A 12,468-nucleotide genomic window follows, 5' to 3' on the forward strand; every position below is an offset into this window, starting at 1 on the left:
CCGGCGGACGTTCAATTGTCCGGCACCCATGTTCCAGGTCCACGGCAGCGGGCATTGCCCCGCAAGCTGCGGCCGACGGCTGCCGGGGGGAAACGAAATAATGCCCAACAAAATGCTGATAGACGCCTCCCACCCGGAGGAAACACGCGTTGTCGTCGTTCGCGGTAACCGTATCGAAGAATTCGACTTTGAATCCCAGGACAAGAAGCAGCTCAAAGGAAATATCTATCTCGCCCGCGTAACGCGCGTCGAACCCTCCCTTCAGGCAGCCTTCGTCGAATATGGCGGCAACCGTCACGGTTTCCTCGCCTTCAGTGAAATACACCCCGACTATTACCAGATTCCGGTCGCCGACCGTCAGGCGCTGCTGCGTGCGGAAGCACAGGAAGCCCAGGACGAAGAGGACGAGGAAGCCGCCGAAGGCGAGGACCGCCAGAACCGCGACCGTGGCAAGCGCGGACGCCGGCGCGGCGGCAAGAGCCGCGACCGTGGCGAGCACAGGCGCGAGGCAGGCGCGGCCGACGGTGAGAATGGCGAGAACGGCGAAGATTCCGTCGCAGAAAACCTGGATGCCGCTACCGACAATGGCGACACCATGTCCGACACTGCCGGACAGAGCGAGGATGCCACCGGACAGAGTGATGAAGTCGTCGATCGCGGCGAGACCGAGCCGTCCGAAGGCGGATCGAGTTCCATCGCCGCCAGCGTCGATGCCGACGTAATCTCCGAAGCCGTCCCACAAGTCGAGACAAGCGGGGCCGAGACAAGCGGCGAAGCGACGTCCGAAGACAATGACCGTGGCATGCTGGAAGAGGTGCAATCCTCGCATCCGGACGATCACGAGGTCGAATCGGTCGGTGCCGAGGACGCGCTGGAAGAAGTGCGCAACCGCCGCAAGCCGGTCCGCCGCCAGTACAAGATCCAGGAAGTGATCAAGCGCCGGCAGATCCTGCTGGTGCAGGTCGTCAAGGAAGAGCGCGGCAACAAGGGCGCGGCTCTGACTACCTATCTGTCGCTGGCCGGCCGCTATTCGGTGCTGATGCCGAACACGGCGCGCGGCGGCGGCATTTCGCGCAAGATCACCAATGCGCAGGACCGCAAGCGGCTGAAGGAAGTGGTCGCCGATCTCGAAGTGCCGCAAGGCATGGGTGTCATCCTGCGTACGGCCGGCGAAAGCCGCACCAAGGCAGAGATCAAGCGCGACTACGAATACCTCATGCGGCTTTGGGAAAACGTCCGCAATCTGACGCTGCAATCGACGGCCCCTGCCCTGGTCTATGAGGAAGGCAGCCTGATCAAGCGCTCGGTGCGCGACCTCTACAACAAGGACATCGACGAGATCCTGGTTTCCGGCGAAGAAGGCTACCGCGAGGCCAAGGACTTCATGCGCATGCTGATGCCGAGTCACGCCAAGGTGGTTCAGCCGTTCCGCGACACGACGCCGATCTTTGTGCGCAACGGCATCGAAGCGCAGCTCGACCGCATGCTGCAGCCACAGGTGACGCTGAAGAGCGGCGGCTATATCATCATCAACCAGACGGAAGCGCTGGTCGCCATCGACGTCAATTCGGGCCGTTCCACCAAGGAGCACTCGATCGAGGACACCGCACTCCACACCAATCTGGAAGCCGCCGAGGAAGTCGCCCGGCAATTGAGGCTGCGCGATCTCGCCGGCCTGATCGTCATCGACTTCATCGACATGGAGGAGAACCGCAACAACCGCTCCGTCGAGAAGCGGCTGAAGGATCACCTCAAGAACGATCGTGCCCGCATCCAGGTCGGCCGCATCTCGCATTTCGGCCTGATGGAGATGTCGCGCCAGCGCATCCGTGCCAGCGTTCTGGAATCGACGATGAAGCCTTGCCCGCATTGCGGCGGCACCGGCCATGTGCGCTCCGATTCGTCGGTCGCGCTGATGGTGGTGCGAGCGATCGAGGAATTCCTGCTCAAGGATTCGCGCAGCCACATCACGGTGCGGACGCCGGCGGCGACGGCGCTTTATGTGCTCAATCACAAGCGCGGCACACTGGTGGAATTCGAGCACCGCTTCGGCGTGACCATCACCATCGAAGCCGATGACACAGTCGGAGCGCAGCATTATGCCATCTTCCGCGGCGCGCTGGCCGACAAGCCGGAAGGCTTTGTCGAGGCCCGCGCGTTCCCGGCCTATGTCGAGCCGGAAGAACCCGAGGACGAGATCGTCATCGAGGAGGAAGACGAGGCACCGGTGCAGGCTGAGCAGCCACGCACTGCCCAGCAGCCGCAGCAGCCAAGGTCCGGCGAGGACGGCGAAGGCCGCGATCGCAAGCGCCGCAAGCGCCGCAGGCGGCGCGGCGGCAAGGACCGCGAACATGGGGATCGTGAACACGGGGACCGCGAACATGGCGATCGCGAGCACGGCGAGCGCGAGCTTGGCGCTCCTGTGGAAGGTGCTTCCATCTCGGTGCCGACGGACGACGCCCTCGTAGCCTCCAGCGATCAAGGCGCCGAAGCGGAACGTGAAGCGCCGGCCGGTGTTGCCGAAACGGTGGAGGCGGCGGACGACGGTCACGGCAAGAAACGCCGGCGCGGCAAGCGCGGCGGCAAGCGCAATCGCCGTGAAGACGGCGAAGACGGCGTCGAAGCCAGCGCCGGCGAGCCGGCCGACATGGCAGAAGGTGCCGTGTCGGAAGCAGAGCCCGTGACCGGCGAGCCGGAAGGGGCGCCGCCTGCCGAAGAGCTTGCGGCGCGTGCTCCGGCGAACGACGACACGCCGAGCGCCGAAAAGCCAAAGAAGCCGCGCCGTGCCGCCAAGCCGAAGAAGGCTGCGGCGGAAGCAGTTGCCGAGATTGCGGGCGCCGAGACATCGGCTGCCGAGGCCGCGTCGGTGGCTTCCGACGAGACCCCTGCGTCGGTGTCGCAGGAGACCGAAGTGGCGGCTGCCAAGGAAACGCCGAAGGGCCGGCCGTCGCGGCGCAAGCCCGCACCGGTGGATGCTCCGGTCGTGCCGGTCGTCTCCTCGATCGTCCCCGACGAGGCAAAGACTGAGGAGCCAAAAGCCGAGGAGAAGCCGAAGCGTGCCGGCTGGTGGCAGCGGAAGGGCTTTTTCTAAGCCTTTCCGTAGCTTATCTTGATTTTCTGACAAAGAATCCCGCGCAGCCCAATCGGCGGCGCGGGATTTTTCTTGTCCGATTCCGGGCGACAACACTATGGCGCGAAGATCGACCAGTTCATCGTTTTCGCCAGTTTTTCCAGCGCGATCGAACCCAGCCTGGAATTGCCGTTGGCGTTGAGGCCAGGCGACCACACGGCAAGCGAGGCGACGCCCGGCACGATCCCCAATATGCCGCCGCCAACACCGCTCTTGCCGGGAATACCGACGCGGAAAGCGAAGTCGCCGGAGCCGTCATAGTGGCCGCAGGTCAGCATCATCGCGCTGATGCGGCGGGCGCGCTCGGCTGAGACGACGGAATGCCCGGTCGCCGGATTGTTGCCGCCATTGGCGAGAAAGCGCCCGGCCAGAGCCAGTTGCCGGCAGCTCATGGCGATCGCGCAATGGTGGAAATAAACACCCAGCGCCAGCTCCGGCGCGTGGTAAAGATTGCCGAATGATTTCATGTAGTTGGCAAGCGCGAAATTGCGAAAACCGGTGGCGCGTTCGGAAGCCGCGACCTCGCGATCGATAATGATCGTATCGTCATCGGCCAGGAACTGGATGAAGCGCAGGATCTCGCCGATCGCCTCGCGCGGCTGGTGGCCGGCGAGCAGGATGTCGGAGACGACGATGGCGCCGGCATTGATGAACGGATTGCGCGGAATGCCGTTCTCATGCTCGAGCTGGACGATCGAGTTGAACGGGTTGCCCGAAGGCTCGCGTCCGACCCGCTGCCACAGTGCGTCGCCGACATTGCCGAGCGCCAGCGTCAGCGTGAACACCTTCGAAATGCTCTGGATCGAAAACGCCTCGTCGGCGTCGCCCGCGGTCAGCACGCGGCCGTCATTGGTCACCGCGGCAATACCGAATTTTTTCGGGTCGATCTTGCCCAGCTGGGGAATATAACTGGCAACGTCGCCGCGATCAGTACGCTCCGCCATTTCGGCGGCCACCTCGCGCAACGCCTGTTCAAGTTGGGGCGCCTGTTCAAGCTCCGGCATCGTCGCCCCCGCTACTTCAGCCAGCGTTCGATACGCGCCATCGCCTCGACCATGTCGTCGTGGCTGCCGGCGTAGGAAAAGCGCATCGTGCGATGGCCCTGCAACGGATCGAAATCGCGGCCGGGTGTCGCCGCCACATGCGCCTCGGCCAGCATCCGGCGCGCAAACGCCATGCTGTCATTGGTGTGCCGGGTGACATCGCAGAAGGCATAGAAGGCGCCGTCCATGGGCGCGGCCAGCGCAAAGCCGAGTTCCGGCAGGCGTTTCATCAGCAACTCGCGGTTCCAGGCGTAACGCGCCTTCACCGCTTCCAGCTCTTGCGTCGCCTTGAACGCTTCGATCGCGGCAATCTGTGACAGTTCGGGCGGCGAGATATAGAGGCTCTGGGCGATGCGTTCGACCGGCCGTACGAGTTCCTGCGGCAGCACCATCCAGCCGATACGCCAGCCGGTCATGCAATAATATTTCGAGAAGGAGTTGATCACCGTCACATCCGCGCCGAAAGAAAGCGCCGTCGTGTCGGGCGCTGCATAGGCCAGCCGATGGTAGATTTCGTCTGAGATCACAGCGATGCCGAGCTCTTGCGCCATCTTGACCAGCGCCTCGAGATCGCCGGCCGGGATGACCGCGCCGGTCGGGTTGGCCGGACTGGCGAACAGCACGCCCTTCAGCGGTTTTTCGCGGTGCGCGTCTTTCAGGTGCTCGGCATGGAGATAGGCGGCGCCGTCGAGTTCGATCTCGGCGATGTCGATGCCGAGCGCAGCCAAAATGTTGCGATAGGCCGGATAGCCGGGCGCGGCGATGGCGACGCGGTCGCCTGGATCGAACATTGCCAGGAAAGCAAGGTTGAAGGCGGCGGACGATCCGGTGGTGACGGCTATCCGCTCGGGCGAAACATCAAGCCCATAATGCTCGCCATAATGCGCCGCGATCGCCTTGCGCAAGCCGGCGAGGCCCAGCGCGTCGGTGTAGCCGATGCGGCCTGCTTTCAAGGCATTGGCCGCCGCTTCGCGAACCCCGGCCGGCGCCGGGTCGGAGGGCTGGCCGACAGCCATGGAAACGACCGGCACGCCCTTGGCCTTCAGCCGATTCGCCTCGGCCAGGATGTCCATGGCGTGGAACGGCTCGACCGCGCCGCGGCGCGAAAGCGAAACAACCATTTTTCAATCCACCACACTTGTCCGCACGTGCCGGCCATGCTCGCCGCGCCGCACAAATGCCCGATTGATGTGGGGATCACAAGTTCGGTAAGTTTAAGGTGCCGACTTTTCATCCTTCGCCCGCTCGTCTACCAGTGGACCTGCCATGTTGAGCCGACCCAAATCGACGATCGCCAGGACAGCGCGCTCTTTCGCGACGCTTTCGCTTGCCGCGGTGGTCGCTATAGCCGGCTCGGTCAATGCGTTTGCGCAGAATGTGCCGGTGGTGCGCGATGCCGAGATCGAGGCGCTGGTGCGCGATTACGCGCGGCCGATCTTCAAGGCAGCAGGCTTGTCAAACGATGCCATCAACATCGTGCTGGTCAACGATCAGAGCTTCAACGCCTTCGTTGCCGGCCGTCGTCTGTTCATCAACACCGGCGCGCTGATGACGGCCGAAACGCCCAACGAGATCATCGGCGTCATCGCCCACGAGGCCGGCCATATCGCCGGCGGGCACCAGCAAAAATTGCGCGAACAGCTCGAGCGCGCCAAGACGATGGCGATCCTGGCGACGCTGCTTGGCGCCGGCGCCATGGTGGCCGGCGCCACCAGCAACAGCCGCGGCCTCGCCGGGGCCGGCATGGGCGTGATGGCCGGCGGCGGCGAGATGGCGCAACGCAGCATCCTCGCCTATCAGCGCACCGAAGAGATGACCGCCGACCGTTCGGCAATCGCTTATCTCAATGCTACCGGCCAGTCCGGCATGGGCATGCTGAAGACGTTCAACCGTTTCCAGAACGCATTGTCGCTCTCGGGCGCCCATGTCGATCCCTACAGGATCAGCCATCCGATGCCGCAGGAGCGTATCGCCAATCTCGAAGTGCTGGTGAAGCAGAGCCCTTACGTCGACAAGGTCGACCCGCCGGCACTGCAGCAGCGCCACGACATGATGCGCATCAAGATCGCCGCCTATATGCAAGGCCAGGCAGCGGCGTCGCGATTGATGCGCAAGAACCCCGGCAGCCTCGCCGCGCGCTATGGCGACGCGCAGATGACTTATCTTTTCGGCAATCTGGCCTCGGCGCTCACCAAGACCAACGCGCTGATCAAGGAACAGCCGAAAAATCCCTATTTCCAGGAATTGCGCGGCGACATCCTGATGAAGGCGAACAGGCCGAAGGATGCCGCGGAAGCTTATGCCAAGGCGGTCAGCCTCGATCCGGCGCGATCCGGGCTGCTGCCGGTCTCCTACGGCCAGGCGCTGATGGCCATCGGCACGCCGGATTCGCTGAAGAAGGCAGTGGCGCAGATCAACACCGGCCTCGGGCGCGACCGCGAAAACGCCGCCGGATACCGCTATCTGGCACAGGCCTATGGCGAACTCGGCAATATCCCGGCCGCCGAGCTCGCGACCGCCGAAGGGCATTTCTATTCCGGCGACTACAAGAACGCGAAGATCTTCGCCATGCGGGCGCAGCAGAGCATGAAGCGGGGCGAGCCGGGCTGGCTTCGCGCGCAGGACATTATAAACTACGCACCATCAGGTAAGAAGAAGTGAACCTTTCGGACGCACGCTGCGACACAGCCGAACCGAGCGGACCCGAACACAGGCAAGAGGATCGAGGATCATGAACAAGGCAATCCTGCTGGGCACTACCGGAGTGGCAGCCGCTCTCGCCATGCTGGCGTTCGGCTTCGTCGCCGGAAATCCGCAGACGGCGAAGGCCGGTACGGCGCAGCTTGCCCAGACGGCATCCTCGGAAACCAAGCTCGACCGCACCGAAGTCGAAGGCATCGTCCGCGACTATCTCCTGAAGAACCCGGAAGTGCTTCTCGAGGCCCAGCAGGCGCTCGAGGCCAAGCAGAAGGAAGAGCAGCGGCTCGCCAGTCTCGGCGTCATCAAAGACGCCAAGGACCAGATCTTCAACTCCGCCTTCGACGGTGTTGTCGGCAACCCGAACGGCAAGGTCACCATCGTCGAGTTCTACGATTACAATTGCGGCTACTGCAAACGCGCCATCGAGGATATGCAGGCGCTGACCAAAGCCGATCCGGACCTGCGTTTCGTGCTCAAGGAGTTCCCGATCCTCGGCCCGGATTCGCAGAAGGCGAGCGTCGTCTCGATGGCCTTCCATTTGATGAAGCCGGAGAAATACGGCGAATTCCACAACGCGCTGCTCGGCGGCCAGGGGCGCGCCACCGAGGCAGCGGCGATCAAGGTGGCGCTGTCGCTCGGCGTCGACGAGGCGGCGCTGCGCGAAAAGATGAAGGACCCGAGCATCACGGAGGCCTTCTCCAAGACCTATGATCTCGCCACCAAGCTCGCCATCACCGGAACGCCGTCCTACGTCGTCGGCAACGAGGTTGTGTTCGGCGCGCTTGGACAGGAAGTGCTGGCCGAAAAGATCGAGGCGGTAAAGGCCGCGCTCTGATTAGCTTCCGAGTTTCGATTAGGCTGGGGGTTTCTGGCGCGGGCCGTTTTCCGGCTGTTGTGGACGGCGAAAGAACGCACTTGCGCTCTTTTCGCCAGCGTCTATGCCCATTATAGAGGGTCCGGCGCGCCGGCTTAGCCGCGCCGGGAAAGGTCGGCATTTTTTGAAAACGGTTTTCGTCCTGAACGGCCCCAATCTCAACGCGCTCGGCAAGCGCGAGCCGGGCATCTATGGCGGTAAGACGCTTGCCGCGATCGCCGACGACTGCAAGCAGGCGGGTGCCGCACTTGGGCTGGAGATCGATTTCCGCCAGTCGAACCATGAGGGCGACCTCGTCGACTGGATCCAGGAGGCCGCCGACAAGGCCGTCGCAATCGTCATCAATCCGGGCGCCTACGGCCACACCTCGATTGCCATTCACGATGCCATCCGCGCCGTCGCGCCGCTGCCGGTCGCTGAGGTGCATCTCTCCAACATCCACGCGCGGGAACCATTCCGCCACGTCTCCATGGTCGCGCCGGTCGCTGTCGGCATGATCTGCGGGTTCGGGCCGCTCGGCTACACGCTGGCGCTGCAGGCGCTGGCTGCACGCCTATGACCGGCCAACAAACAGAAGGCTCGAAAATGTCGATAAAGAAGAACGGTGTTGACCAGCAGTTGATCCGCGATCTGGCGGGCATACTGAACGACACCAACCTGACCGAGATCGAGGTCGAGCTGGGTGACCTCAAGGTGCGCGTGTCGCGGCAGGCGCCGGCGGTCCATGCGGTCGCCGCAGCGCCGCCGGCCTATGCGCCGGCAGCCGCGCAGCCTGCGGCAGCCGCCGCACCGGCAGCGGCCGAAATGTCGAAGAACGCCGTCGCCTCGCCGATGGTCGGCACCGCCTACCTGTCACCGTCGCCCGACGCCAAGGCGTTCATCGAAATCGGCCAGAAGGTCAAGGAAGGCCAGACGCTGCTGATCATCGAGGCGATGAAGACGATGAACCAGATCCCCTCGCCGCGCGCCGGCACGGTGACGGCGATCCTGTTCGAAGATGCGCAGCCGGTCGAATATGGCATGCCGCTCGTCGTGATCGAGTAGAGCCGGGAACAGGCGAAAGATGTTCCAGAAAATCCTCATCGCCAATCGCGGCGAAATTGCCCTCAGGGTGCTGCGCGCCTGCAAGGAGCTCGGCATCCAGACGGTGGTGGTGCACTCGACCGCCGACGCCGACGCCATGCATGTGCGTCTCGCCGACGAGAGCGTCTGCATCGGTCCGCCGCCGTCGCGCGACAGTTATCTCAACATCCACCAGATCGTCGCCGCCTGCGAGATTACCGGCGCCGACGCGGTGCATCCCGGCTACGGTTTTCTGTCGGAGAACGCCAAGTTCGCCGATATCCTGGCCGCGCACAACATCACCTTCATCGGCCCGACCGGCGACCATATCCGCATCATGGGCGACAAGATCGAGGCCAAGCGCACGGCAAAGCGCCTCGGCATCCCCGTGGTGCCCGGTTCCGACGGCGCGGTCACGGAGGAAAAGGAAGCCAAGCGCATTGCCGCCGAGATCGGCTATCCCGTGATCATCAAGGCGTCGGCCGGCGGCGGCGGGCGCGGCATGAAAGTGGCGCATAGCGAGGCCGACCTCGAGGTCGCGCTGCAGACGGCACGCTCGGAGGCGGGTGCGGCCTTCGGCGACGATGCCGTCTATATCGAGAAGTATCTGCAGAAGCCGCGTCATATCGAAGTGCAGGTGTTCGGCGACGGCGCCGGGCGCGGCGTGCATTTCGGCGAGCGCGACTGCTCGCTGCAGCGCCGCCACCAGAAGGTCTGGGAAGAGGCGCCCTCGCCGGCGCTCAATGCCGAGGAGCGCGCCCATATTGGCGGCGTCTGCGCAAGGGCGATCGCCGATCTCGGCTATTCCGGGGCCGGCACCATCGAATTCCTCTATGAGAACGGCGAGTTCTATTTCATCGAAATGAATACGCGCCTGCAGGTCGAGCATCCGGTGACCGAAGCGATTACCGGCATCGACCTCGTGCACGAGCAGATCCGCGTCGCCTCGGGCGGCGGGCTTTCGGTGCGCCAGGAAGATATCCGCTTCCACGGCCATGCCATCGAATGCCGCATCAATGCCGAGGATCCGCGCACCTTCACCCCCTCGCCCGGCACCATCACACATTTCCACACGCCGGGCGGGCTCGGCATCCGTGTCGATTCCGGCGTCTATTCCGGCTACAAGATCCCGCCCTACTACGACAGCCTGATCGGCAAGCTGATCGTGCACGGCCGCAACCGCGTCGAATGCATGATGCGGCTGCGGCGCGCACTCGACGAATTCGTCGTCGACGGTATCAAGACGACGCTGCCGCTGTTTCGCGACCTCGTCGGCAACGCCGACATCGCCAACGGCGACTACGACATCCATTGGCTGGAAAAATACCTGGCCGAAGGCGAGTGACACAGGGGCGACGCGATGACCCGTCCCTACGCACCCGGCTATCGCATCCCGACCGACCTTTTGCTCAAAGCCTATGCCTCCGGCGTCTTCCCGATGGCCGAAAACGCCAGTGACCCCGAAGTGTTCTGGGTGCGGCCGGAGACGCGCGGTATCATCCCGCTCGACGGGTTCCACATACCGAAGAGCCTGAGGAAGACGATCCGCAAGAACCCGTTCGAGTTCCGCATCGATTTCGATTTCGAGGCGACGATCGACGCCTGCGCCGAAAGACGCGAGGAACGGCGGTCGACCTGGATCAACGCGCCGATCCGCGAAGCCTATGTCGAGCTGCATCGGATGGGCCATTGCCATTCCGTCGAGGCCTGGCACGACGACCGGCTGGTCGGCGGCCTCTACGGCGTATCGCTCGGCCGCGTGTTTTTCGGCGAGAGCATGTTCGCCAGGGAGACCGACGCCTCGAAGGCTTGCCTGGTTCACCTCGTCGAACGATTGAAGGCGCGCGGCTTTGCGCTGCTCGATACGCAGTTCACCACCGAGCATCTCAAACGTTTCGGCGCAATCGACGTGCCGCGCGGCAAGTACGAGAAGATGCTCGCCGAGGCACTGAAGGGTGAGGCTGTGTTTTTTCCGTGATCCAGCGGCCGGTCAGCTTTTCGCTGCGATCTCCAGCGGCGTCTGTGCGTGGAACATCATCTTCCAGCCATTGACGCGGTGGACATAGCCGGTGCTGACCAGCGCCGCATAAGGTTCGCCATTTTGCCGCGTCGCCCGCGCCTCGTAGGTCAGCATGACGATGTCGCTGCCCGGCTCGATGATGCCCTTGAGGTCGATGTCGAGATCGCGCCAGCGGTTCGGGTCCGCCGCGGTTTCGGCAAGATCGCTATTGCTCATCGCTTGCGCCATTTGTGGGAAGGCCACCAGGCACTCGGTGTCGGCATTGGCCTTGAAATAGGCCGTGTCGCCGGTCCAGAATCCCTTTTCGATGTCGAGAAGCTCGTTCTTGTTGGCCATCATCACGGCAACCTCCTCCGTAGACAGGCCCCAACGCACGGACAACAAGGCGGTTCCGCAAGGCGCGGTGTATCCGCCGCCGCGCTGACAGGACTCTAGTTGGTTTTGGGGGCAGCGGGTGCCGGCACGTCGGACTTCTGCTTGCAGCCCTTCAGCCAGATATCATAGACGGCGTGCTCGACGGCATTGATCCCGGGGCTTTCGGCAAACATCCAGCCGGTGAAGATACGGCGGATTTTCCGGTCGAGCGTGATCTCGTCGACCTCGACGAACGAATCCGTCTTCGGCTCTTCGTTTTCCGGCCGCGAGTAGCAGATGCGCGGCGTCACCTGCAAAGCACCGAACTGCACCGTCTCGTCGATATAGACGTCGAAGGTGATGATACGGCCGGTGATCTTGTCGATGCCGGCGAATTCAGCGACGGGATTGGTGACGCGGTCGGATACTGCGGGTGCTGCAGGCGCCACCGGCGCGTCCGGCGGCGCCAACTCCTGCGCAGCAGCAAGCGTAGCCGTCGAAGCGACGACGACCGCGGTTAGTCCGCCTGTCAAGATTCGGCTGAACATGTTCATGCAAAGTCCGGTGGTTTGCGCCCGGGTGATTCTCTTAACGCCAAGGCTAGTTGCTGCTGTCGGATCAGCAAACAGCTAAACAGCAATTGTGGCGACAAAGGACCGTGCCGTATCTCGGCGATCGATCACGAACCGGGCGTCCAGGCGTCGTAATCGCCCGTCACCTGCGGGCGATGCTGATTGGTCAGCACCGAGCCCTTCGGGCGATAGGCTGCGGGGCTGCCGGTGAGGTTCGGCAAATGCTGCTTTTGCCAGTCGCGCGGCTTGTAGTCTTCGCTTGGCGGCGCGACGTCGACCCGGTGATGGATCCAGCCATGCCAGCCGGGCGGGATCGCCGAGGCCTCCGAATAGTTGCGGTAGATGACCCAGCGGCGGGTGCGGCCTTCTGAGTCGACGCCGCCCTCATAGTAGACGTTGCCGACTTCGTCCTGCCCGACCATCTTGCCGTGCCGCCAGGTATGGAAGCGCGTTCCCAGCGTCTGGCTGTTCCACCAGGTGAAAAACTGCAGAAGGAAAGTTTTCATCCAAATCCTCGTGGCAAGTCCTTGTAGCAAGTCCTCGCGGCGGCTGCGGCGGCGCCTGTTCCTGCTTATGGCGTCATGGCATTACGAAGGCAAGGGTCTTGCCGCAACTGACGAGCAAATGGCTGGCGGGGAAGCGATGCGTTTTTGGGATCTTCGCGACCGCCCGAAGCAGATGAAATGGGTTGTTGGCAACCTTACGCAGCGTTA

12 protein-coding genes are annotated in these 12,468 nt (G+C 63.5%); 7 read left to right on the forward strand and 5 right to left on the reverse strand.

Annotated features, from left to right (window positions below; genetic code table 11):
* The first annotated feature begins 100 nt into the window (after positions 1–100).
* Positions 101–3,091: a ribonuclease E/G gene (locus NKJ94_RS16570; RefSeq protein WP_352526480.1), complete on the forward strand. Its 2,991-nt coding sequence runs from the start codon at positions 101–103 to the stop codon at positions 3,089–3,091.
* 95 nt (positions 3,092–3,186) lie between these two features.
* Here NKJ94_RS16570 and NKJ94_RS16575 read toward each other — a convergent pair whose 3' ends face one another.
* Both NKJ94_RS16575 and NKJ94_RS16580 read right to left on the reverse strand, forming a co-directional pair.
* Positions 3,187–4,134, reverse strand: coding sequence for a glutaminase (locus NKJ94_RS16575; protein ID WP_352526482.1), 948 nt, complete (start codon positions 4,132–4,134; stop codon positions 3,187–3,189).
* 11 nt (positions 4,135–4,145) lie between these two features.
* Positions 4,146–5,294, reverse strand: coding sequence for a pyridoxal phosphate-dependent aminotransferase (locus NKJ94_RS16580; RefSeq protein WP_352526484.1), 1,149 nt, complete (start codon positions 5,292–5,294; stop codon positions 4,146–4,148).
* A gap of 145 nt (positions 5,295–5,439) precedes the next feature.
* Between NKJ94_RS16580 and NKJ94_RS16585 the strand changes: the two genes are divergently transcribed.
* From NKJ94_RS16585 to aat, 6 genes are all read left to right on the forward strand, one after another.
* Positions 5,440–6,834, forward strand: coding sequence for a M48 family metalloprotease (locus tag NKJ94_RS16585; protein WP_352526485.1), 1,395 nt, complete (start codon positions 5,440–5,442; stop codon positions 6,832–6,834).
* Between the two features lie 70 nt (positions 6,835–6,904).
* Entirely contained in the window at positions 6,905–7,708 is an 804-nt protein-coding gene (locus NKJ94_RS16590; RefSeq protein ID WP_352526487.1) for a DsbA family protein, read from the forward strand.
* A gap of 163 nt (positions 7,709–7,871) precedes the next feature.
* Positions 7,872–8,306, forward strand: coding sequence for a type II 3-dehydroquinate dehydratase (gene aroQ / locus NKJ94_RS16595; protein ID WP_352526489.1), 435 nt, complete (start codon positions 7,872–7,874; stop codon positions 8,304–8,306).
* 26 nt (positions 8,307–8,332) lie between these two features.
* Positions 8,333–8,791 carry an acetyl-CoA carboxylase biotin carboxyl carrier protein gene (accB, locus tag NKJ94_RS16600; RefSeq protein WP_352526490.1) on the forward strand — a complete coding sequence of 153 codons (459 nt, stop codon included), beginning with the start codon at positions 8,333–8,335 and terminating at the stop codon, positions 8,789–8,791.
* Between the two features lie 19 nt (positions 8,792–8,810).
* Positions 8,811–10,154, forward strand: coding sequence for an acetyl-CoA carboxylase biotin carboxylase subunit (gene accC, locus NKJ94_RS16605; protein WP_352526492.1), 1,344 nt, complete (start codon positions 8,811–8,813; stop codon positions 10,152–10,154).
* A 15-nt stretch (positions 10,155–10,169) separates the two neighbouring features.
* Entirely contained in the window at positions 10,170–10,787 is a 618-nt protein-coding gene (gene aat / locus NKJ94_RS16610) for a leucyl/phenylalanyl-tRNA--protein transferase (RefSeq protein WP_352526493.1), read from the forward strand.
* Between the two features lie 12 nt (positions 10,788–10,799).
* Here the strand turns inward: aat and NKJ94_RS16615 are convergent, their stop codons facing one another.
* The 3 genes from NKJ94_RS16615 to NKJ94_RS16625 form a co-directional block, all read right to left on the reverse strand.
* Positions 10,800–11,168, reverse strand: a complete 369-nt coding sequence (locus NKJ94_RS16615; protein ID WP_352526495.1) for a hypothetical protein — start codon at positions 11,166–11,168, stop codon at positions 10,800–10,802.
* Positions 11,169–11,260: 92 nt separating this feature from the next.
* Positions 11,261–11,737: a DUF2155 domain-containing protein gene (locus NKJ94_RS16620; RefSeq protein WP_352526496.1), complete on the reverse strand. Its 477-nt coding sequence runs from the start codon at positions 11,735–11,737 to the stop codon at positions 11,261–11,263.
* A gap of 125 nt (positions 11,738–11,862) precedes the next feature.
* Positions 11,863–12,261 (reverse strand): NADH:ubiquinone oxidoreductase subunit NDUFA12, encoded by a 399-nt coding sequence (locus NKJ94_RS16625; RefSeq protein WP_352526498.1) that lies wholly within the window; start codon positions 12,259–12,261, stop codon positions 11,863–11,865.
* Positions 12,262–12,468 lie beyond the last annotated feature (207 nt).

Source organism: Mesorhizobium sp. M0060, assembly GCF_040323155.1.
Classification (GTDB): Bacteria; Pseudomonadota; Alphaproteobacteria; order Rhizobiales; family Rhizobiaceae; genus Mesorhizobium.

Bases quoted from the DNA above. Each gene is read 5' to 3' on its own strand.
- NKJ94_RS16570 (WP_352526480.1), top strand. From the start codon at position 101: ATGCCCAACAAAATGCTGATAGACGCCTCCCACCCGGAGGAAACACGC.
- NKJ94_RS16575 (WP_352526482.1), bottom strand. From the start codon at position 4,134: ATGCCGGAGCTTGAACAGGCGCCCCAACTTGAACAGGCGTTGCGCGAG.
- NKJ94_RS16580 (WP_352526484.1), bottom strand. From the start codon at position 5,294: ATGGTTGTTTCGCTTTCGCGCCGCGGCGCGGTCGAGCCGTTCCACGCC.
- NKJ94_RS16585 (WP_352526485.1), top strand. From the start codon at position 5,440: ATGTTGAGCCGACCCAAATCGACGATCGCCAGGACAGCGCGCTCTTTC.
- NKJ94_RS16590 (WP_352526487.1), top strand. From the start codon at position 6,905: ATGAACAAGGCAATCCTGCTGGGCACTACCGGAGTGGCAGCCGCTCTC.
- accB (WP_352526490.1), top strand. From the start codon at position 8,333: ATGTCGATAAAGAAGAACGGTGTTGACCAGCAGTTGATCCGCGATCTG.
- accC (WP_352526492.1), top strand. From the start codon at position 8,811: ATGTTCCAGAAAATCCTCATCGCCAATCGCGGCGAAATTGCCCTCAGG.
- aat (WP_352526493.1), top strand. From the start codon at position 10,170: ATGACCCGTCCCTACGCACCCGGCTATCGCATCCCGACCGACCTTTTG.
- NKJ94_RS16615 (WP_352526495.1), bottom strand. From the start codon at position 11,168: ATGATGGCCAACAAGAACGAGCTTCTCGACATCGAAAAGGGATTCTGG.
- NKJ94_RS16620 (WP_352526496.1), bottom strand. From the start codon at position 11,737: ATGAACATGTTCAGCCGAATCTTGACAGGCGGACTAACCGCGGTCGTC.
- NKJ94_RS16625 (WP_352526498.1), bottom strand. From the start codon at position 12,261: ATGAAAACTTTCCTTCTGCAGTTTTTCACCTGGTGGAACAGCCAGACG.